The sequence below is a fragment of the Paenibacillus xylanexedens genome, assembly GCF_017874615.1.
GTDB classification, from domain to species: Bacteria; Bacillota; Bacilli; order Paenibacillales; family Paenibacillaceae; genus Paenibacillus; species Paenibacillus xylanexedens.
Genome location: NZ_JAGIKV010000002.1, coordinates 274898 through 297700 on the forward strand (window position 1 = coordinate 274898; position 22803 = coordinate 297700).

The following is a 22803-nucleotide window of genomic DNA, read 5'->3' on the forward strand; positions in this document are numbered from 1 at the left end:
TCCTGTTTCCGTTTTTCTGTCATGTGCATTAGATAAATGTTTTGATCGTAGCAAAATATTCACGGATCATGTTGACGGGTTTCAGATAGCCCGGTGACGGAGCCGATATGCCGTATTCTGCTGCATAACCGTTCTTGGCAGCGATATATTTGGAGCGGAACATATGATAGTCACTGGTGACTATCATGATCTCGGGGTGCTCTAACCCGGATTCAAGAATGATTTTTTTGGAAAAGGCCAAATTCTCCTGTGTACTCGTGGAGCGATCTTCCATAATGACTTGGGCGGGGTTAACTCCCTGTTCAATCAGATAGTTTTTCATGGCAAGCGCTTCAGGAATCGATTCCCCGTGTCCCTGTCCACCCGATACAATGACCGGTGTCTGAGGGTGACTGCGAATGTAGTCCAGACTGGCATCCAACCTTTGTTTTAGGGTCAATGACAATTCCGTTCCACGGATGCCTGAACCCAGAATAATGACATAGTCCGCTTCTTCCGGATCATTCGCACCAAGCTGTGTGAATACAAGTGCTTCAATAATGACAAAAGAGACGGCAACCACGCCAAATCCGGTAAGAATAATCCGTTTCAGAATAACATGCTTCTGATAGTCGATCCGTCTTAGCACGATAAAAGCCACCGTGATCATTCCAAAAAACATGACTGCAAACCTTTGGCCCCAAAAGGCCAGAAATGCCACAAAACATGCCAACAGGACAAGATCAATGATCAGTCCATTTTTTTGTAAGAACTTTTTTATCAAATCCGTAGACACTCCTTCTTGTACCCACTATTCCGCAAATCACTTATTATTCAAGCTGTTATTATTATTGTTAGTTTCGGCCATTGTTCCTGCCAGCGCTTCTTCTGTACTCTCTGATTATAATAGTCAGCATCCGTGAAGAATGGACTTTTACGGACTATAAGGTGATACAGATCATGTAAACCATGCGGGGCACAGATGTTCACCCGATCCTCTTCATCCAACTGTACTGCTATAGCAGTCACAACTTCTGGCCAGTAGCGAAGAGCATCTTCAGTAGAATGATTAGGAACTGTGCCATTGCGCAGATGCATTCTCGCCTGATTTTTGACCGACCACTTTGAATTGCCCGTCTCCTCACGAAGCTGTTGTTCGAGCTGTATGTCTCGCTCCTCACTCAAGTCTTGTGCATCATAATAGACAACATCAATATCGCTGTGAAGTTCACGAAGATCATATCCATGCAGAACATCCCAGATGTAATTACGAATATATCCTGCACCTATGTAACTTTGAGGCAAATGGAGACTACGAACTCTCCGCAGGTCATGCATTAATTGCTCGTGTTTGATGATCGTCTGAATGAATGGGTCCTCATATAACATATCTGCCTCCTGCGGTTTACCTCATTGTCCTCTTATAGCTGTTAACCTTCATTCCAATATATCATGTTTACCTGGCTGCAATAAAATGAACAACGCTTGAACATCCTCTGTACAACTTCGAATCTCTGATTAATCACAACCAAATAACCCATAAACAGCTTCGGTTATCCGAGTGTTTATGGGCTACAAAGATCGAGTTTGAAACGGTTAAAATTTATTTAATCGGTATCCAGATTTGTGGAGGTTGATTTGGCCCCGGGTATACTTCCAGCTCCGGCATATATGCGTGCTCATAAGGGTTGGATGGAAACCATTCCGAAACAATCCGTTTCCACTGAAGCTGCATGCTCTCCGGCATCGGGCCTTCTACTTCAAATACACTCCATTTGGAAGCAGGCATAGTGAAGCTTGATAATCCTTCCGGTACTTCACCATCGTAAGTCGTAGCAATCCAGTATTGCATCTGTTTCTCCAGTATTTCGCTCTGATCAACAACGACGCCAAGTAACCCCGGAATATCCCCTTTGTTCAATTCAAATAAACGATCCTCTGTACCGCTTGTCCACGCTTCCTGCCACATCTTCCCGATGCCTTGCAGATGTTCTCCATCTGTATATGAGAAAGTCTGCTTTACTCCGACCAACGTAAATTCGGGATGTTCAACGATTTTATATTTCATCGGCTCTGCTCCTTTTAGACTCACTTGAATCACCAGACGATTATACGATTGGACAGCGTTACTATTCTTTCGAGCCTCACTGGGTGCGATCCCATGTTGTCTACGAAATGCTTTGGAGAAAGATTCCGGTGTGTCGTAACCGTATTTAAATGCCAGATCAATGATTTTGTGATCACTTTGAAGCAGCTCATGTGCCGCCAGTGTCAATCGTCTGCGTTTTATGTACTCGGCTACAGTAACATCAGTTAATAAGGCAAAGGTACGTTGAAAATGAAAAGGAGAGATATGGGCCTGCGCTGCAATCTGCTCCATCGTCATATTTTCGAGCAAGTGGTCTTCCATATATTGAATAGCGACCTGTAATGCGTTGATCCAGTTCATGTAATAATCACTCCTTGATGTCTAATATAACGGATAAATACCCCAATAACCTGTCATACTGTGCTCTCATTTGTCCAGTTAATGTGCAACGACGTAGTTCATATAACGCCCTGCCCAGGCTTTGAGCTAACCAAAGACAAGGGGAGTCACATAATTTGACAATGTTAACGATATATTATAGCCTACAAGTATAATGATCGTTCTATCTTATTTTGAAGGGAGAGTATCACTGATCATGAGCAGCAAAAAGGAAATGCTTTTGAACGTGGCTGAAGAATTATTCTACCTCCACGGCTTCCATTCCATCGGCTTGAAGCGGATTATCACGGATGCCGGGATCGCTATTATGACGCTATACAATCACTTTGAGTCCAAGGATGATCTCATCGTCCAGGTGCTCCTGCGGCGCGAACAGCGTTATTTAGAACAGCTCCGGCAATATGCAGACAATAAAGCACACCCCATGTTCCTCAATCTGGCTGAAGGACATGCAGCCTGGCTGAAAGAACACGAATCAAGAGGTTGCTTATTTTTACGCGCCAAAGAAGAATTCGGAGGTCATGCAGATCATATCATCGTGCAGACAGTGAATGCGCACAAAAGACATATGCGAACGTTAATTCAAACATTGGCGCCTGCTGCAAGTGATCGAGATCTATTGCGATTCTCCCTGCTCCTGGAGGGTTCTACTGCATTGGCCGAGACAGAAAATGTAAATGACGTCTGCCGCGAACTGATCCATATGACGCAGACCAGTTTCAAGTAATGGCATTCCGGGTGAGTTAGTAGTTCAACTCACTTTTTTATTTAATGAGAAATATAATGATCGTTCTATCTAAAAGGCGGTGGATTTAATGAAAAAAATTATCTTTCCAGGCATAGCACTAATCGCTGTATGTTATGCATTCGGACGATTCAGTTATGGACTGTTTATGCCGGAAATTTCGGAAGCCTTACAATTGAATGATGCAGCCTCTGGTGCGATTAACTCAGGAACGTATATTGCCTACTGTCTGTCCCTTCTAACTGCACCACTGTTGATTAATCGCAAGGGACATCATTATGTCATTCAATTGGCAGGAATCAGCGCAGTGCTCGGATTAACCGGCATTGCCCTGGCTCAGAATGCATGGGTTCTTACATTTAGTATATTTCTAGCGGGTTTGAGTACAGGCTGGGCCTCTCCAGCCCTCGGTAACACGGTTAATGCCGAGCTTGCACCCGATCTTCAAGCAAGAGGCAACAGCTGGATTAACACCGGAACCAGCTTCGGGATTGTAATATCGGGTCCACTCTACTGGCTGTTCACGGATTACTGGCGTCTAACCTACATCCTGTTTGCTGTAATCGGTGTTGTGGTTCTTTTGTGGAACAGACGTGTTATTCCGGCAACCAAGACACTGCCTTGTACCAAGTCTCTCTGGACATGTATGAAACCTACCAGACCAGGGTCTGCTCTGCTCATGGCTTGTCTGTTGACAGGTTTCAGTTCTGCAATCTACTGGACCTTTGCCCGGAACTTCCTCACAGACGAGAAAGGGGCCTCCGATTCGGAAGCCGTGTTGTTCTGGATTGTGATGGGGGTTATGGGGATACTCGGTGGATGCGCTGGTCGCATTATTGAACGGTTCGAGATTGGGTGGTCCTACCGAATAGGCATACTTTTATTGGCTATCTCACTGGGGGTAATCCTTCTTCCATCAATGACTGCCAGTCTCATCTCTGCGATCATATTTGGCAGCACGTATATTTTCCTGACCAGTGTATTTATCGTTTGGGCGACGAGACTATTCAGTCCAAATGTGTCCATCGGAATTAGCCTTGCCTTTCTCGCGCTGGGTGTTGGGCAATTTCTTGGCTCATCCATGGCAGGGTATACGATCGAAGTGTTTTCCAATACAACGGCATTCCTATCCTTTGCTGTGCTCGGCTTGTTTGGATTGTTAATTCGGGTGAAATAAATGACAGAACAACCTTCTGATCCCTGTTATTTTACCCGGCGAACACTTCCGGTCACTCCATGTTGAAGCTGTACGTCTGTAAAAGTAACCGTGGTCCCTTGCCCAATGGGGGATTGGGCCACAATGCCAACTTTGATCTCTTCCGCGCAGTCGAGTCCGAAATAACGAACCAGCTTCCACTTCTCTCCATCCTGAGAATAATGGAATGCAAAACTGTTACCTGCCCGGGCTACACGTAAATAAGGCTTGTTAACCTCTACAGGTGCTGATACACAATCATCCGAGTTACCACGAGTAACAACACTAAGAATAGACGGCTGTTCTTCAAAATATTCAAAGCATACTTTAGCCCAATTCGTATCGTCCACCCTCACCATCAGGCAGCCTGAGTCATACTGTTCTTTCATGTCCACCTGTACTTGAGTGACGATGCTGAAATCTCCCTTGACTATCGTATGTAAAAATGGAGCTGAGGCTTTCACCGGGTCACCTCCCGGATCAATGAAAAAGTCACTGATCGGCGAAACGGTTATCGTTACTTTGCCGTCTTCAATGGACCAATCTGCTGGCTCGTTCAGCCATCCCAGATTGGCAGATAATGTTTGACCTGAACATTGTTCGAATAGATTCGTCATGTGGCACACCCTTTGTCTGTGATTTTGAATTCGCTGAGTTCTCTGTTGTATTCGTGAAATAACGGAATTATCCTTTCAGATCAGTAAAAGGAAAAAAGCGACTCGCATGAGTCGCTTCTAATCCTTTCACATATACATAATCGTATTCGGTATGTCATATCAATAGCACGCTATACCGGCAATACATCGGATGCACATCTGAAACCGATATGTCCGGTGGATGTATCCGGCGTATTGGGAATCCGTGCCGCCACTCTGTACCGATTGCAATAGGAACGGTGGCATAGGTATGAACCGCCTTTTAACACCTTGCGAACTTCATCGGGAAAAGCAACAGTCTTAGCAAGTATAGACTTCTCATGATCCGTAACGTAGTTGTCAGCGCACCATTCCCATACATTACCTGACATATTGTACAATCCATATCCGTTCGCAGGAAAGGATCGGGCTGGAGCCGTGCCCGCATAACCATCTGCGGCATTATTTTGAGTTGGAAAGGTACCTTGCCAGATATTGCACTGGCGCTGTCCATCCGGCCGCAGAACATCGCCCCAGGGATATTTCTTCTGGATTAATCCACCTCGGGCTGCATATTCCCACTCGGCTTCTGAGGGCAGGCGCTTACCCGCCCAGCCACAATACGCATTGGCATCGTTCCAGGAGATATGGATAACGGGATGGTCAGTCCTGTCGTTCACATCAGAGTCAGGTCCTTCGGGATGAGACCAGTCCGCACCTTCAACAACCCACCACCAGGGCGTTTGCTGCACCACGGTACGAACATGCGCGGCTGTTTGCGAAGAAACGAACAGATGAAAAACAAAGGACCAGCCGAATCGCTCGGCCTCTGTTCGATAACCCGTTTCCCTTACAAACTGTCCAAACTGCGCATTGGTCACCGTGCATTCATCCAGATAAAAGGAGTCTACATGGGTTTCCCGGACAGGCCCTTCCCCATCACCTGCAAAAGCTTCCGGATCATTGGTGCCCATAAGGAACCGCCCACCTTCAATCCTTATGTGGTCCCTGTCGTCTCGTCCAGCGTTGTATCCATCGTCTCCCGTCAGCGTACTGGTCTCCAGAAGGTCAACGGAATGACGTGATGCATGGTCAGACGCTGCACTCATGTCACGGGAACCCGTCAATTCGGGCTTGTCCTCTGATTGAATTTTCACTTCCATCCTGCCGCTTCGGCTTGCAGAACAACAGCAGGAAGTTTCCTTTTTGGATATCTGACCATGCATCTGAAGCATCCCCTTCCCTTGGTTTAAGACTCATGATCCCCATTGTACACGACGGGAAGAATGTTCGGAACGGTTGGTGTTGTCATCCCCTCACCCAGATAATAATCAGTGAACAAGGATTGCATATATCCTTTCACCGCCAGTCCATTGCGGTAGGCCGGGTTATGCGGCAACGTGTAGATGCGGACATCGGATGGTATCGTTGTTGTATACAGACGCAATGCTGTGAAATCATTCGTTTCATAGAGAATTTCTTCTCTCCAATCCCCCAGCAGATCGCCATAGAGTACAGGGGCGTTTCTGGAATTCACGCGAACATCATCGGCTGTAAACAGACGTGTTGTTGTGTTCTGCTCCCAATCCCACTTTTCCACAAAATTCTTATCCAACAGCTCGCCGAGTACATCACCATCCCACCAGATTCTGAAATTGGTCGAGGGCTGAACTGAGCTGATCACTTCACCGTCCACATTGTAGATATTGCCTGAACTGGACCACATCTCAAGCCCATTGTGCGTTGGGTCAATATCCGCCAGTGTTCCCCGTGCGACGTCCTGCGGGATTTCCCCTGTACGAATGATCTCGCCCGTCGCCGCATCGGCATAAAACCAAGGGAATTGATTGACGTTTCCGTTCTCCGCCTGCTGAATCCCGAATTGCTCCATCCCCGGTCGATCCGGATCAATGTCTGTAATGTGGAAACGATCGCCATGGACTACACCCGGCAGACTGTATAAGGTCTCTCCGTTATCATCCAGTGCCCAGCCTCCGAATGACACCTCATCCTTCCCATCCCCGTCAAGATCGAGTATACGAATCTGGTGGAAAAACTCGCCGTCTGCTCCAGCATGTCTCCAACGCTCGGTCAGGGCAACGCCTGCATAATCATAGGCTGACGTCACATATTGAAAGTTGCGGCTGAGCGCACGATTCTTGAGCGCCGTAATCAGGCTTGGATGTTCACCATCCAGATAAGCAATGCCAAAGTGCCCACTGAGCGGCCCATCGGCTGCATAATCATTGCTTATCGTTGTGCGTGCCGCTTCTGTTCCGGTCCATCCATTCACGACGGACACATACTGTGCACGCTCCGTTGTGGCAGGAACGACCTGACCATCTGCAAACGTTACCCCTTCAAAGGTACGCAGCAGCACTTCAGCCTTCCCGTCACTGTCCAGATCAAACACTGTTATATTGTCGTTGTCCCGCCATCCCCCAAGTCCAGCCACTCCAAATTCACTGACAGAAGCAGGCGGCGCATTATATGTATCTATCGTTGTGACACTGTATGGGCCCAGATCAATCCGCCACAGGAAACCTTCGGTCAGACTGTAGGCTTCCACATATTTATTGCCACCGTTCACCGGAATGCGAGTGACCACGTATTCATATTCCCCATCACCGTCCAGATCCCCAGGCCAGCCATGCTGCACAAAATAATCCGACGGATTGGATGTTATATTTTGCAACGGAATACTGAAATAATTACGGATCTCGGGATTGGCTGCCAATACGACCTCGGCACTCGCATCCTGCAACTCACCGTGCACATAAGACTTCACGATATACGTATGGCTCTGGGTTACATCTACATTTATGTCCGTATAATTGGTTCCCTGTGTCAAAGGCTGGTCATTCAGCTTAACCTCTTCTGTACCTGTCCGACGATAGATATCAAATGTAACCTGCTGCGGTTCGGTCCCAAGCAGACGCCAGCTCAGATATACCTTGTTCTCTCCCAGATATACGGCAGTAAGACCTCGTCCCAGATTTTCAACCAGACGAGGTGCAGACCCTTCTGCGGCATCTGCCTGAAGTACTCCCCCTCCCGGTGATGCAATGCCTGTCCATCCAATAACTCCACTTAAAAGCAATGAGAATAGTACTTTCGTTCCTTTGGCCACAGTTGATTTGGTTTTCATTTACAATTCCCCTCCATCGATGGTTTGTATATGCATAAAAAAAGCAAAGCCTGTTATCACTGTCCCTACGAGCCAATCTAATGAGATCGACTAATCTGGTTCAGCAATAACTACTTTGCCTCCGGATACCCGGTCAACATGTTCTATCTACCACTCTAACGGCTTGGTTCCTCCACGATCATAGAAAAAGGGGCCTTTCGCCCAACTGACAGCCAGATGCATCAGCAGTTCGGTCTTTAATTGCTCCCGAATTACAGCATGCTGCTCCTCATCATACAGGTTCGTCCACTCATAAGGGTCAACCGTCAGGTGATACAATTCACCCTTCGTTTCATGCACTCTTGATGCAGACTCCGCGACAGAGCCTTCCAGGTACAGAATGAGCTTCCACTCCGCAGTCCGCCACATATAGGCTGGAGCGGAATGAGGTGCGGTTACCCCCTTCCCATGAAATTCACAGAACGTTCCGCGATGCCGGAGATCGCCCAGCAGATCGACACCAGGGAGCATCGGATTCGCTTCAAGTCCAGCTGCACGTGTCAATGTCGGTACCAGATCCACCAATTCCGCAGGCCCCCGGTCAATCGTTCCCCGCTTCTGCTCCTGAATGTGGGTACCAGACAAGATGAGCGGCACCCTCACGCTGCTGTCATACAGATTATATTTGGTGAAGCGAAACTGTCGTTCCCCCAGCATCTCTCCATGATCCGAGACAAATACAATCAGCGCGTGCTCCAGCCTCTTCTGGTTCTCCAACTTCTCCAAAACGAGTCCAAAATAATGATCGAGCCAGGAGCAATTCGCCCAGTATCTAAGCGTAGTCCTCCTTCGCTCCTCCAAACTGCGCTGGTCCCATACCTTCTTCTTGTCGAGGTACGACTGTCGACTATTCGAATTCAGTTCATCGGAAGCTGCCAGGTGAGTCTGCATCTCATCCTCCCACGGCGGTTGCGGGATATCCGGGATATCTTCCAGCCTATACAAGTCTTCGAATGCTTTCGGTACATTGAACCCGGCATGCGGCTTCAGGAAAGACAGATAAAAAAATAACGGTCGCTCCGGATCTACCCCTTCATCCAAAAATTGCAGCGCCTGCTCGGCTACCCAGCCATCCCGATGGTGATTCATCGGAATCTGACTCGTAAGCCCTGTATAACCATTGACATTTTCCTCACCGCCGCCAAAATCCTTCGTCTCCTGATGATAGGCTTCCAACGCTTCGGGATGGGAGTCACCCATCATTGTCGCTCCCTGTTCATAATGACCACTATGACGGGAAAGTCCGATGGATCTTACTTCGAACCCTCGCGTGGAAGGCTCATCTACGCCATCACTATGGTTCCAATGCGTTTTCCCAAATCCGGCTGTCTGATACCCTGCGCGGTGCATTAACTCCGGCAAAGGTTCAGAAGGAAGCTTATCTTCCTCGAACAAACCGCCATAATTCGTTCGGACCCCAAGCTGTGACGGATAATATCCCATCATCATGGAGCTTCGGCTTGGCGCACACATTGGCGATTGGCAGACCGCATCGTGGAAAGTGATTCCCTCGGCTGCAAGTTTATCGAGATTCGGTGTATGAATATGTTCATTGAACGTTCCAATACAGTCCCATCGTTGCTGATCTGTCATGAGAAAAATAATATTTGGCTTGTCCTGTGACACGTCACATCTCACTCTCCTTTGGGTTGAAAACTAAGGCGTGATTTAAACGGAGCGGTTACCCCGATTGTGCCCGGTATGCTTGTGAATGTCTTCCCGGTAACGACTTGGCGTCGTTCCCTCACTTTTCTTGAACAAACGATTGAAGTAACTGGGCTGATAGCCCACCTGCTCCGCAATTTCACTGATCTTGACGTCTGTTGATTCAAGCAGCTCTTTGGCCCGATGGAGCCTCACCTCAGTCAAATAGTCCACAAAATTTTGCCCGAATGACTGCTTGAATGCCCGGCTTAATGTGTAAGAATGAATCCCGTGAAGATCTGCCAATTCATCCAGCGATAATGCTTCTGCATACTGCTGCTGCGCATGTTCCTTCATCTGATGAACCGCCATCTGTATCTGTTTCTCTTCCTTGCCTGTGAATTCCTCTACACATACGTGCACAATCCGTTCCCTGAACCACAGGAACAGTTCATCCAGATCATGCAGTTGCAGCACCTCTTCATACATCCCTACCCCAAACAGTTCGACCGGATCTTCCCCTAATTGCAAAAGGGTATGTTGTATGCGTGCCAGCAGTTGGAATAAAGCCTGACGTACATGCTTCTCAGGTGCTTCAGATCGGGCATACGTGCCAATAAATATGCTGAACTGTTCCAGGGCAGAGTCCTGTTTACCACTACGTAATGCCGAGATGATGGCCTGCTCCAGCTCAAGCGGATATACTCCATGTTCATTCACATCCTGCTCTGCCTCCTCATTCATATCAATGATGGTCACATTGGGAGAGAACTGTCTTTTCCTCAACACAGCCCTCGATTCTCTGACCAGCTGAGGGATATGGGAGGCATCTGATGTGAGTTTACTGATCGAGACTGTCATACGAACGTTCCATTCCGAATGCACGGCTTCCAGCCAATGCTGGGCCATCCGAGATAATTCTTCTCTGAATTCAGGCGTCTCTGGCTGGATCTCTGGAGGGACAGCGAGCAACAGCGCAATGGACATATCATGGTAATTGATCGTTTCGGCCCGGTAAGGAAGTTCCTCCAACTGCCTGTTCAGAATGTCGGTTGCGGCAAAACTGATCCACTCCTGAGATTCACTCCGATTTTGCTCCTTAGTCCCATATAGAAGAACTGCACTCGGACGCATGTGAGCAAGCAGGATGATAAACCACTCATCCCGAAGGACCCAGCCCAGCTGTGCCAGACGTTGCTTCCATTCATGGTCGGATGACAGTAACAGATGACCCAGCGTGAGCTGAATCAACAAGCTCTCCCGGGCGAGTGGAAGTTGCTCTTCCAACCGTTGCTGCAACGATTCTCTCTCCAGATTAACGCCAATCCAACGCTGTTCAATATGCTTGATTTCATCCAGTTGTACAGACCCATTTGGGCGGACAGAAGCTGTGGTAAATATTCGCAGTAATTTCGTAAACGGTTTATAGAGCTGGAGCGAACCGACCCACGACAGGATCAGAGCCAGCAAGAGTCCAGATCCGTTGATGAGAAGAACGATTCGGGGTACAGACACAATCGGAGCTACAATTTCATTGAGGGGAACCGCAGACACATAAGTCCAATCGGTACCCAATCTGCGGAAGGTGCCCGATTGAACCGAGTAGGTCAGTCCTTCATATTCCATTAGAAATGAAGACAGATTCCCTTCCAGGTTCAACAGATGTTCACGGACAGTATGCTGTAATCCACCAAGCGCCTGGTCTTGTGGAAGCATGGGCTTGCCCTGCTCATCCAGCAGGAATGTCGTCCCGCCATTATACGGAGACAAGGTCTGTAACATGTTACCCAGTTGCTTGTTATCCAGCGTAATCGTTAGTGCCCCCAGTGCATCGTCGCTTCCACCCGGAAGTCGATTCACCATCATCATGGATGTACCCTCCATGGAGCGTGACCAATATGTGGCCTGGGGCTGGTGAGTCAACCGTTCATACTTCTCGATCTCCCCAGCGTCTTTGATAAAATCATACCGTTCAGAATCCATCTTCACGGCCCGGGGTTCCCCCAGATACAATTGAACTTTGCCGATCAATGTATTGGAATTCTGAATCATCAGCAGCAATCGGTACAGTTCATGCACCTGTTTATACTTGAATACAAAATCGAGCTCTTTCAGACGGTTATCGAAAACCGGATCGAATGCCCACTGCGAGAAGGTCAATTCAAGCGCATCCAATTGATCGCCAACCCACACGGTACGTTGTTCAAACTGATGCAGATGGGTTTGCTGCAAAATCTTTTCCATTTTGACGGTGACCCAGCCATACAGCAGCACCCCTGTAATGACTCCCGGAATGCAGGCGATAAACAGAATCATCATCAGGCTACGCCTGAAATAACGCCCTTTGGGTAATGGGTCTGCTGTGCGCTTGAATATCATCTGTATGGACCTCCTTCCCGGGAATACCCGCCTGAATGCAGATTCATCCTTTGACCGAGCCGATCAGTGCTCCTTTGGCAAAATGCTTTTGTATAAACGGATACACCACCAGTACTGGCAATATGGCTACAACGATCGCGGCCATCTTCAACATTTCTGTCGGCGGTGTCTCCACCTGCTGTCCAGGCGCAACCAGATCGATATTGGATGCGTTCAGCAACATGTTTTGCAGTAATACTTGGATGGGCCATTTGGCAGAATCATTCAGGTATAACAGTGCCGCGAAGAATTGATTCCAGTACCCTACGGCAAAAAACAATCCAAAGGCAGCAAGCGCAGGCATCGATAAGGGCAACACAATCGTGTACCAGGTTCGGATAGCACTACAGCCATCAATGGACGCTGCTTCGCTGATCTCTGCGGGCAGGCTGTCGAAGAAATTTTTCATCAGCAACACCGTCCAGCCATTGGCAAGCGCAGGTAGGATCAGTGCCCAGATATTATTGATCAGCCCCAGTTCCCGCACCAGCAGGTAATTTGGAATGATGCCCGGGCTAAACAAGATGGTTAGTACAATCAGGAACATCAGTATTTTTCTGAATTGGAATCGCTTCTGGGACAGCGCATAAGCCAGAGAGGATGATACAGCCAGGCTGCACACCGTACCGACGGTTGCCAGAAATGCACTGTTCCCAAGCGAGCGTGCAAAGGCAGGCGTGGATAACAAATACGTATAGGCTTCAACAGACCAGCGTTCCGGGAAGAGTACGATTTTCTTTTGCAAATATTCTCCGGGGTCCGTGAATGAAACGACGAAAACATAATATAGCGGGAAAAACATAACCACAGCCAATAGTCCAAGCGTAACCACATTCAGGGACTGTCCAATCCGCTCACTCCATTTCATGCGATGCATTCGAAACCTCCTCTCCATTGATTAATGGCTGGCCCGGGTATGGGTAGGTACCGTAATGAACTAGTAGACGCCTTCCTGACCCATGCGCTTAACCACACGATTTGCGACAACGACCAGCACCAGGCCAATCACGGATTTGAACAGCCCAACCGCTGTACTGTAGCTGAAGTCGCCCTGCTCGATCCCTGTACGGTATACATAGGTGTCGAACACTTCGGCCACTTCAGATACAGCGCCATTGTACATGAGGAAGATTTGCTCAAACCCCACCTCCATAATGTCTCCCAATCTTAAAATCAAAAGCACGATGATGACACTGCGGATGGCAGGTAGCGTAATGTGCCAGATCTGGCGCAATCGTCCCGCTCCATCCATTCGTGCCGCCTCATACAGCTGAGTATCCACACTCGCCATGGCAGCCAGGAACACAATCGTGCCCCAACCAGCTTCCTTCCACATCGCTTGCAAGGTGACCATGATCCAGAAGCTGTCCGGGTTCGTCAATATATCCACGCGGGGCCATCCCCATAAAGCGAATAACTCATTAATCAATCCCGTTCCTTTGGCGAACAACAGCAGCGTTAACCCTGCAATGATTACCCAGGAGAGGAAATGCGGCATGTAGATAATCGTTTGAATCAGTCTCTTATACGCCACACTTCGCAGTTCATTGAGTCCCAGGGAGATCAGGATCGGAAAAGGAAAGAACAATATCAGATTGAGCAGGCTGATCGCCAGCGTATTTCGGAACAACAAGGCAAAGTCCGGATTATCAAATAGTGCTGTAAAGTGCTGCAAACCAACCCACTCACTGCCCTGAATCCCCCGAAAGGGCGAGTAATCCTGAAACGCAATGATAATGCCCCACATCGGGATGTATTTGAAAACGAGGAAGAACAATATGCCTGGCAGTGCAAGCACATATAACGACCGGTCACGCCGAAGTGCAGACAGCAAGTTTAACCCTTTCTTTTTGGTTGAAGTCTGCTTCCCCTTAACCGTACTCATTCGTTGCTCATGGGTGCTCATGGTTTGCAGCTCCTTCCCTCAGATTCACTGTCCATTTCTCTTCTTGTAGGCTTCGGTCATCTCATCACTCATGGCCTGGAAATTCGGATCATTCCGCAAGGTTTCCACAAAGGCATCCCAAGCTTCAATTGGCTCCCGGCCCAGAATAATCTTTGCTTTCAGATCCTGGATTTTCTTGTTAAGTTCAGGCAGCACTTTCTGCCCGGTCTCCGATTGAAGGCCAGCGGCCAGATCCGCCACGCTCGTTTTGTCTCGCTCTGCCTCCACTTTTTTGAACAGTTCATTGGCCTGTGTCTCTTCATCCGTTTCACCCGTGGTATCCCAAGGCAGGTCAATGACGTTAACGATATGATTGAAATCCGACGCGTTATCCGCCGTCAATTTTTCACTACTTGCTACCTTTTTGCCATCGACCACTTCATAATGCGTACCTTCAATTCCGAACTGCTGAATTTCAAATACTTCCGGATTCATCCAGGTATCGACGAGTTGGAGAATTCGTTTCATCTTCTCTTCCGGCACACTGGCAGGGATCGCCAGAATACCGTTGTATCCCGAACCTTTCGGATTATATCCATTCAGATTGGTCAAAGGATAGAAATCCGTATATTTAAAAGAAGGATCGACCTTCTTCAGGTCATCGGCATAGATTTTGCGCATCGTACCTGTCTTGTCCACGATAATACCCGCCTGATTGCGCTTGAACAGTTCCCTGGCCTGCGTCAGCTTGAGCGAAAGCAGATCTTCCGGCATCATGCCCCTGCTATAGGCTTTGGTTAGATATTGAAGGGATTCTTTCACCTCAGGTAACAGCTCCCTGTAGACCAGCTTCCCCTGAGACTCATCCCATTTCCAACTGCTATTGGTTCCGATAAAGGAATTCTCAATGGCACCGAGAACGGGGCCCAGATTACCTCCCCAACCGAGATCATCCGGACTGATATAAGCAGCAAGTGCGGTGGTATCTTTGGTTCCGTTACCATCAGGGTCCTGCTCCACAAAAACCTCCATCACGTTGAACAACTCATCCGTGGTCTCCGGCACCTGCAAATTCAATCGGTCAAGCCAATCCTTGCGGATGATGAAAAAAGAATCCCCGGTGACCGGGCGAGGCCGCGGGATACCATAATTGTTGCCGTCTGCTGCCTTGGTCGTATCCCAAGCTATATCGGGAATGCCTCCGCTGAGGTTCGAATAGTCCTTGATATAAGGGGTGATATCCCAAAAAGCACCTTGTTTGACCATCTTGGTGAAGGTACTTCCAAATGGATCATTAATCATGATCAGATCAGGTATATCCCCGGAAGCCAGGGTCAGATTGAGCTTGTCACCGTAGATATTGTTGGAGACCCACTGGATATTCATTTTGGAGTTAGTCGCTTCTTCAATGGCGCGTTTGATTACATTATCATCAGCAGCGGGGACGGCACTCGGCGTGATGGTCATAATGCTGACTTCCAACGGATCGTCGGCATTGCCGCCGCTGCCACTTACCTGTCCTTCTTCTTTATTTCCGCATGCACTAAGCACCACGGACATGACCATGACAACCGATATGATCCAGGCCAGATTACGGGTGTTGCGTTTCCCCACTTTTTGCATAGGCTTTCCCATCCTCCTTAGTCTCTTAAACCTATAGTCTTAATCGGATTAACAATTAAAAAAGGGGCTTTGACAGGCTCTTGAAGAAGATTCTTCCTGACCGGTCAAAGCTTTCACTCACTATAACGAACACCCGTATTTCCTGCAATTGCACTTTTTTGCACCAGTTAGAAACGTTAGAAAATGCACCTTAAACCCCTTCGCTTCAACGATAAGGTCTGATAATGCGCTCGTCCCACACTTGTACTTCAATATATCGTTCCGGGCCTTGATTGCCTTGACAGTTCCATTCTTGAGGCCAACCATAGGCCTGAATAATTTCCAGAATTTCGTCTTTGGTGTATATCTGCTTACGGTAAGGTTTATCATCCATATATCGCATTGTTGGAAAGAGGTCTCCATACGTGAAGCTCACAACTTCGGCAGACAGATCTTCCCACGGAATGATCACTTGATCCGGTTCGGTATACCAGGATGACAGCCATTCACATGCACCAAGGGTCATATAGTGGGGATATGGATTAGTGGGGGTTCCGCCTTTGCCTTTAAACTGCTCGTACGCTTTATGTTCAAGTGCTCTGCGGATGGTCATATAATCCGCTGATCGCTGACTGGCAAAATTCCGCCCTTGATCACGGATTTGTTGGGTAACTGTTTCCGCTTCTTCATGAGACAGGCTGGAGAGATTTCGGAAAGGACCAAGACTTTTTTCAAAATAATGATACGCGTTCAAATCCGCCATACGAATCTCCACCTCCAACCAATCGCTCCGTATCCATATTCGTTAGTCATAGTGTACATCATGCCAACATATATGGAAATATCTGTAGCAAATATTACCGGTGGATAAAGTTTCCCTTGGGCACTTCAATTACAACGGGGGAAATCCACTATTATTAAGGAAATATTAACCAATAAGTGGTAGACTAATAAAAAGTATTTATCTTCAGAGGGCTTAAAAAGGAGGTTGTATTATGTTTGGTGTTAACGTGAAAAAAATAGAAGATCAGCTGGTCATCCGCTGGCAGTTCTCCAAAATCGAAATTCCCATCGCACATATCACATCGGTCACCCTGGATGATACGTACGGTGGCAGCGAACCATCCGCCATTCGGATCGGTCCAGTCAATGGCACAAGCGAGAGGATTCTGATTCGAACGGTTAATCGATCGTACATTTTATTCACTTCCAGCGTGACTTTACATACCAATATCCAAGCTATGCTTCACCCGTCAAACTAGATTGTTGTTCAACTTCTCATGTTTCAGGGATGAGGCGTTCCATTAACATATGTGCGCTACCAACAAATGAAGCGTTAGTATTCGCATGAATTCTTACAGCGAATACTAACGCTTCTCTGATTCCAATACATGTTGGAAGCGAGATGCTTATAACCAGCTCCACTTCGGTAACCGGTCCAGCGTAATAACCTCTTCGCTGTTATACACTCTCTTCAAAAATGCCACATCATTATGCGTTCCGTCTCTCAGGAATCCACCTGTCCAAGTACAGAACCAACTCCAGTGTACATCCTGTTCCTTCATTTGCTTAGGGTCAGGGATGGAGCCGTTCTCGGCGAGTGCAATGATTTTGTTGTCCTTCACAAGTTCTCGCAGGTTGGCGTAACGTGCTGCCAGCGGGCTGTGATCTCCTGCTTCCAGGTATACATCTACACTCACAATATCTACGACATCATCCCCTGGATACCATTCCGGTTTTTCCGAGTTCCAGACCCAGATGAGATTGTGCAGCTCGTGCTCGTGAACTAATCGATCATACAACAAACGATATAACTGTATGGCAGGTTCAGGGCCTTTCGCTCCCCACCAGAACCAGCCACCCTCCGCTTCATGAAGTGGTCGGAATAATACAGGCACACCAACATCCTTCAGCTCCTGTAAATGTTCAGCAATAACATCGATATCCCGGATCAATAGTCTGTACTCTTCCGACTCAGGATGTGCCAGCGCTGAAGCCAGATCATAGGTGGTCGCATCCGTATAAAAACCCCGCCACCACTCTTTGCCCGGTTCATCGATCAGATCCGTCGGTGCGTTCCAGTGCCAGCATAGTGTCACGATCCCACCTTGTCGGTGCCAGTCTATCGCATCCCGAATCTCCTGAGAGACCGCACCGCGCTCTGTTCTTGATGGCGAATATTCCATGAGATCAAAGCCAATCACAGCTGGCTTCCGGCCTGTATTTTCATTAATCCAGTTCAGATAGCTGTAGTCCTGCTGACCTGACAACATCCCTTTCCCATAACGCTCGACCAGGAACGCCATTAGTTCTCTCGCTTCGGATGTCGCTGCTTCATTCACCGGAGCACTGTTGATCGTACGAACCGTCATCGCTAACACCTCCAATTAGGTTTATCATGTTTATCGCTTCAAACAACAACAACAACAACAACAACAACAACAACAACACAGGATCACATCATCAGATCACAAATGCACTGCACCCCTGATAACAACCTGCTTAACCTACAACCCCAGAGCGCTCAATACTCTCAACGAAATACCTTTGCACAAACAGATACAGAATAATCAGCGGTGCAATCGCCAGCAAAATGCCTGTATCCACAATCATCGCCACATAGTTTGGATCGGCCTTGATGCCCGAGTTCGAGCCAAAGCCCATCAGCTGCGGAATCAACTGGTTCGCCTGAGCAGGTAAGGAAGCCACTTTCAGCGAGATCAGTGGACTTTCACTCATGAATAATGCCGAATAAAAGGTATCGTTATACTGCCATACAAACGAGAACAAAATGACCGTAATCAGCGGCGAGATTGCATTGGGCAGCATGATTCGAGCAAACGTTTTGAATCCACCTGCGCCGTCAATCAGTGCGGCCTCCTCGATTTCCTTTGGCATGCCCTTGAAGAACTGACGGAAGATATAGATGAACAACCCCGCCTTCAGTCCTCCCGCTGTAGCCGCCGTAATCATGGAAGGCCAATACGTATTCAGCAAATTGATGCCATTCTTTCCCGAGAACAACTGAATGATGCCCATAAAGTCAAAGCTGCGGAAATGCAGATACATCGGCACCATGAGCGTACTTGTCGGCACCAGAATTGTCAGAATCACCAGCAAAAAGAGCACATTGCTACCCGGAAACGAAAACCGGGCGAAGCCGTATCCGGCAAGTGCACAGGATATCGCTGTCAGAAGCGTCGTGATGGTAACGAACAATAACGTGTTCGCCAACAGAGGCAGGTAATCCAACACTTGCGCCGCTAGCCGGATATTATCCAGCGTAAAATGCTGAGGAATCATATAAATCGTTGGATTGTAAATATCCTGTTTATCCTTGAACGCAACTGACACTTTGAGAAATAACGGGTACAAAATAATAAATGAAATGCCGATGACCAGTGCATATCTGAATATGGAATAGAGAAGGTCCGATGTTTTGTTTCGCACCCGATGCATGTGATAATTCTGCTTCGGAACTACCACCATGCGATCTGTCCCTGATGCAGCCATAATCTGAAGCCTCCCTTAATGTTAACCGTCAGTTGTAGTGAACCCGCCGTGACAACACCCAGCCTACTATGATCAATACAAGACCAATCACCAGTGTATACAGCCAGGACATCGCCGAGCTTAAGCCAAAGTTCTGCGTTTTGAATGCGGTTTGGTAGATGGCCTGTGTGACTGGACTCCCGGCAAATGAATCAATGATCGTATAGATGACATTTGTCAGAATCAACGGACTGACCATGGGAAATGTAATTTTCCAGAATGATTCATAAGCTGTCGCCCCTTCGATCTTCGCAACCTCGTACATGGATCCCGGCACCGATTGCAGCGCGGCGAGGAAGATCAGAATCTGAACGCCAGAGCTGCTAATAATCTCATAGATCCGCATGATGGCTTCTACAATGTAATCCACATAGGCCATCGGCAATCCCACATCGGCCAGCATACGCACAATGGATACCACGTTGAACGAAGCCCCGCCATCGGCAGATGCATCGACCGCACTCGCATCTCCCATCAGATTGATTAATCCCGCAGACTCAGCTGCTGCGACTGCACTGGAAGCCAGAATAACCGGCAGGAAAAAGATCGCACGTGCCATCGTTCTGCCTCTGAACTTCTGGTTGAGCAATGTCGCCGTAAACAAACTGAAGAACAGAATCATCGGCACGTTCAGTAGCATCGCTCCAACCGAGTCGACCAGAATCCGGTTGAACGTCGCGTCAACCAGAAGCGCATCCTTGAAATTTTTAAATCCAACGTATTCCAGAACGTACCCGCCCGGAGCAACGGACAGATTACTCAGACTGAATCGAATCGATTGCAGGAGCGGCGTGGCAAAGAGGAAGATGAAACCGAGCAGCCACGGGGAAATAAATGCAAGTCCAAGCAGCGCTCTCCGTGACTTCAGCGATAATCGAATGGTTCTCATCGGTTCACTCCTCCCACCACATAGTCCGTCCCGCCAACTGTTGTTCCATCCACGGTTACTGCATCCGCATTGTAATTCACAAGGATGGATGTACCGCCAGTATAGGTGATCCGGACCACGCCATCCTGAATGCGTTCATGCTTGAGAATCTGCTCATTCTCCAGATCTCCCAGCACTTCATTGGCCTGCTTATACAAGGCAACAGCGTCATCCACCCAATAGCCATACTCGGTTGCATATGCCGAATCATAATTCGTTAGTTTCAGCCTGGATGATGGTTCATAGGTCCATTGAAAATACGGAGCCGCCCCAAGCTCCAGACTGCGTAGCAACTGTTTGCGGAGATCCTGATCCCCCGACGTGTTCATCGGAGATGCCGCATAGTTCATGTATCCATGAATGACCATCGCATAAAAAGGAACTTCTTCATCGGTAATATTGAACCGACTCGATCCTGCGGGCACATTTACAACATGTTGCGCACTTCCCCAAGCGTAGCTATTTGCAGCAGATATCATCAGGTTCGGATAGGACTGTTCCAGCTTGCCCAGCTGCTCCTTCACAATGTTCTTCGCCATCTCCCGATGAATCACCCGACTATCCCGATAATCTGAAGTCAGGACCTGCCCAAGATCACGAAGGGATAATCCACCAAGGTCCAGTTGATTGAATTTGTCAGCAAACTCACTCACCACATAAGGAAGCTTGGCCGCTGAGAGCAAATAATAGCTGTCCCTACTCTGATCCATGCGATTAAGTGCAGGATTGTATGGATACAGTTCCGCTGTCTCCTTCGTTACAAACCGAGCCGCATCCGAGGAAGGAGCAAAGCTCATATCATCGTGATACATGTGCTGGAAAGCCACATCCGGGAACAGAGCTCCACCCGACTGCTCCAGCTTAGCGGACAACGCTTGTAGCTCGGAACGACTACCTACTTTACTGTCCAACTTCACCCGGGTTGGCGTATGATGGCTGATGCCACCGCCAAACCATCCCTGATACCGCATTTGTACGCGGTTCACACCTTCCTGCTGTAACTTCGCCGCCATTTCGGTGGCCTGTTCGTACGTCGTCATGGCTAAGGTGGTCCGATAGGGCACACTCAGGAACGAAGCCTTTTTGTCCACTGCACCAAGCACATCCACATAAAACGGCAACTCCGTCTGTTCTGCGAGCGGCTTCAGTACATCCTGCTCTATCAACTGCTGCTGATACAGGCGTGCCATACCCGAGTAACTGGCGTCTTCTCCATGAAGGAAATGATAGCGAACCTGAATATCTCCACGGAAAGGCTCATCGCTAAGCAGCTGGATCTCCTGCATTTTCTGCGAGGTGTACATCTCCAGTTCATCCTCCCCTCGCAGGGAGAAGGTCGCGTGTACATGGTTGTAGCTATTCTGTCTGCCTCCAATATCCGCGGAGATACTGGCAATGCCATCCCCTTTTTCAATGACTGCAAACCAGGCATTTTCCCCGTTCTTCAGACCAAACACAGGCATATACGCGGATTCACTAACCTGAGGACGACTGAGCGAATTATCATTTGGGTCTGCGCCATATACACGCTGTACATACTGCTCTTCCTGGGTTTTTCCGTTGTTCAGGTGGATCAGGCTGCCTGAACCGTCAGGTACGAGCATGTAGCCCTCACCCTTTGTATCCGCAGCACCAAAGTAAGCGAGCAAATCAATATTCCGAATGCGGTATTGCCCACTTTCCTCTATCTGACTCAGAGGAACGGTCACAACAAGCGCTCCCTTCTCCAGTCGGTATTCCACTGAAATGACAAAGCTGGGCTTATCCGACACACCTCCGCCTTCAACCCCGTTCTCCTGATTGTCAAAAGCCAGATCGTCCGCCGTATACCCCGCCGTCTCAAAGGCACCCAGCATCTTGTTCAGAACAAGTTGCTTCGAGATCTGTCCATCCAGCCGCTCCAGAATATCCGGATTGTTCTTGGTTGGATAATAACGGGCAGACGTGTATCTAGCGACAGTAGTCTCCAGCTTGGAGAGCACTTTCTCCTCCAGACGCTGTTTGCTAATCAGTTTAGGCAGCGCATCAATACCAAGTGATGTATCACCAAGTGTATAGTTGACCCGAATCCCTTGATCGATCTGCCCCACAGTGAATTGTTTGTTGCTGATACTGGAACTGAAATTCGGAAAGTTCTCCAGTGTGCCCATCGCATCCCGGAAAGACACATTCAGCTGGGAGGAGAGCACTTCTTTTTCATACGCGGAAGCAAGACCGTCCTCAGCCCGTTCTTTCGGGTTGCTATACCAGATCTCTCCACTTTTCCCGTCACGTACTGCAATTTCCGTGGTCTCCTCGTTATAGTACAGGGCGAGTCTCTGATCTTCGGCGACCAGTTTCATACCAGGCACACCCTGCGAGGAGTCTCTAAGGAACTGCAACGGGTCCTCCGTGACGGGCATGGCTTTGGTTGTCGTATCCAGATAAGCCGCGGCTTCTACGGCAGGAACTCCCCTGTTGTTTATATACAGCAGCCCGGCTGCAATCATGATCACAGCTGCACTACCAGCCAGCACCGTATATAATCGTTGCCTTTTGTTCACGG

Annotated in this window: 19 protein-coding genes; 3 read left to right on the forward strand and 16 right to left on the reverse strand. The window is 48.3% G+C overall.

Annotated features, from left to right (window positions below; genetic code table 11):
- Positions 1 to 28 precede the first annotated feature (28 nt).
- The 3 genes from J2Z28_RS03545 to J2Z28_RS03555 all read right to left on the reverse strand — a co-directional run bounded on the left by J2Z28_RS03545 (position 29) and on the right by J2Z28_RS03555 (position 2428).
- Positions 29 to 763: a YdcF family protein gene (locus tag J2Z28_RS03545; protein WP_211081194.1), complete on the reverse strand. Its 735-nt coding sequence runs from the start codon at positions 761 to 763 to the stop codon at positions 29 to 31.
- 50 nt (positions 764 to 813) lie between these two features.
- Positions 814 to 1368, reverse strand: coding sequence for a nucleotidyltransferase family protein (locus tag J2Z28_RS03550; protein WP_211081195.1), 555 nt, complete (start codon positions 1366 to 1368; stop codon positions 814 to 816).
- Positions 1369 to 1582: 214 nt separating this feature from the next.
- On the reverse strand, positions 1583 to 2428 hold the full coding sequence (locus J2Z28_RS03555; RefSeq protein WP_211081196.1) for an AraC family transcriptional regulator: 846 nt from the start codon (positions 2426 to 2428) through the stop codon (positions 1583 to 1585).
- 235 nt (positions 2429 to 2663) lie between these two features.
- Here J2Z28_RS03555 and J2Z28_RS03560 point away from each other — a divergent pair, with 235 nt between their 5' ends.
- A complete protein-coding gene (locus tag J2Z28_RS03560) occupies positions 2664 to 3194 on the forward strand; it encodes a TetR/AcrR family transcriptional regulator (RefSeq protein ID WP_211081197.1) in 531 nt (176 codons plus the stop codon).
- Between the two features lie 88 nt (positions 3195 to 3282).
- Positions 3283 to 4389 carry an MFS transporter gene (locus J2Z28_RS03565; protein WP_211081198.1) on the forward strand — a complete coding sequence of 369 codons (1107 nt, stop codon included), beginning with the start codon at positions 3283 to 3285 and terminating at the stop codon, positions 4387 to 4389.
- A gap of 26 nt (positions 4390 to 4415) precedes the next feature.
- Here the strand turns inward: J2Z28_RS03565 and J2Z28_RS03570 are convergent, their stop codons facing one another.
- From J2Z28_RS03570 to J2Z28_RS03610, 9 genes are all read right to left on the reverse strand, one after another.
- On the reverse strand, positions 4416 to 5024 hold the full coding sequence (locus tag J2Z28_RS03570; RefSeq protein WP_211081199.1) for a DUF1349 domain-containing protein: 609 nt from the start codon (positions 5022 to 5024) through the stop codon (positions 4416 to 4418).
- Positions 5025 to 5194: 170 nt separating this feature from the next.
- Positions 5195 to 6205 carry a formylglycine-generating enzyme family protein gene (locus tag J2Z28_RS03575; protein WP_211081350.1) on the reverse strand — a complete coding sequence of 337 codons (1011 nt, stop codon included), beginning with the start codon at positions 6203 to 6205 and terminating at the stop codon, positions 5195 to 5197.
- Positions 6206 to 6291: 86 nt separating this feature from the next.
- On the reverse strand, positions 6292 to 8190 hold the full coding sequence (locus J2Z28_RS03580) for a rhamnogalacturonan lyase family protein (RefSeq protein WP_211081200.1): 1899 nt from the start codon (positions 8188 to 8190) through the stop codon (positions 6292 to 6294).
- A gap of 147 nt (positions 8191 to 8337) precedes the next feature.
- Entirely contained in the window at positions 8338 to 9855 is a 1518-nt protein-coding gene (locus J2Z28_RS03585; protein WP_211081201.1) for a sulfatase family protein, read from the reverse strand.
- 42 nt (positions 9856 to 9897) lie between these two features.
- Positions 9898 to 12252, reverse strand: coding sequence for a helix-turn-helix domain-containing protein (locus J2Z28_RS03590; protein WP_211081202.1), 2355 nt, complete (start codon positions 12250 to 12252; stop codon positions 9898 to 9900).
- Positions 12253 to 12295: 43 nt separating this feature from the next.
- On the reverse strand, positions 12296 to 13168 hold the full coding sequence (locus tag J2Z28_RS03595; protein WP_415841428.1) for a carbohydrate ABC transporter permease: 873 nt from the start codon (positions 13166 to 13168) through the stop codon (positions 12296 to 12298).
- Positions 13169 to 13228: 60 nt separating this feature from the next.
- Positions 13229 to 14176, reverse strand: coding sequence for an ABC transporter permease (locus J2Z28_RS03600; protein ID WP_211081351.1), 948 nt, complete (start codon positions 14174 to 14176; stop codon positions 13229 to 13231).
- A 45-nt stretch (positions 14177 to 14221) separates the two neighbouring features.
- The gene (locus tag J2Z28_RS03605) at positions 14222 to 15799 is read right to left on the reverse strand and encodes an extracellular solute-binding protein (RefSeq protein WP_244988076.1); all 1578 of its coding nucleotides are present in this window, start codon (positions 15797 to 15799) and stop codon (positions 14222 to 14224) included.
- Between the two features lie 205 nt (positions 15800 to 16004).
- A complete protein-coding gene (locus J2Z28_RS03610; protein ID WP_211081205.1) occupies positions 16005 to 16541 on the reverse strand; it encodes a hypothetical protein in 537 nt (178 codons plus the stop codon).
- Positions 16542 to 16773: 232 nt separating this feature from the next.
- Between J2Z28_RS03610 and J2Z28_RS03615 the strand changes: the two genes are divergently transcribed.
- Entirely contained in the window at positions 16774 to 17040 is a 267-nt protein-coding gene (locus J2Z28_RS03615) for a SunI/YnzG family protein (RefSeq protein WP_211081206.1), read from the forward strand.
- Positions 17041 to 17187: 147 nt separating this feature from the next.
- Here J2Z28_RS03615 and J2Z28_RS03620 read toward each other — a convergent pair whose 3' ends face one another.
- The 4 genes from J2Z28_RS03620 to J2Z28_RS03635 form a co-directional block, all read right to left on the reverse strand.
- Positions 17188 to 18150 carry a glycosyl hydrolase gene (locus J2Z28_RS03620; RefSeq protein ID WP_211081207.1) on the reverse strand — a complete coding sequence of 321 codons (963 nt, stop codon included), beginning with the start codon at positions 18148 to 18150 and terminating at the stop codon, positions 17188 to 17190.
- Between the two features lie 130 nt (positions 18151 to 18280).
- On the reverse strand, positions 18281 to 19291 hold the full coding sequence (locus J2Z28_RS03625) for a carbohydrate ABC transporter permease (RefSeq protein ID WP_017689714.1): 1011 nt from the start codon (positions 19289 to 19291) through the stop codon (positions 18281 to 18283).
- 28 nt (positions 19292 to 19319) lie between these two features.
- Positions 19320 to 20219: a carbohydrate ABC transporter permease gene (locus J2Z28_RS03630; protein ID WP_211081208.1), complete on the reverse strand. Its 900-nt coding sequence runs from the start codon at positions 20217 to 20219 to the stop codon at positions 19320 to 19322.
- The gene (locus J2Z28_RS03635) at positions 20216 to 22801 is read right to left on the reverse strand and encodes a DUF5696 domain-containing protein (RefSeq protein ID WP_211081209.1); all 2586 of its coding nucleotides are present in this window, start codon (positions 22799 to 22801) and stop codon (positions 20216 to 20218) included. Before J2Z28_RS03635 ends, J2Z28_RS03630 begins: the two co-directional genes overlap by 4 nt.
- Positions 22802 to 22803: the final 2 nt, after the last annotated feature.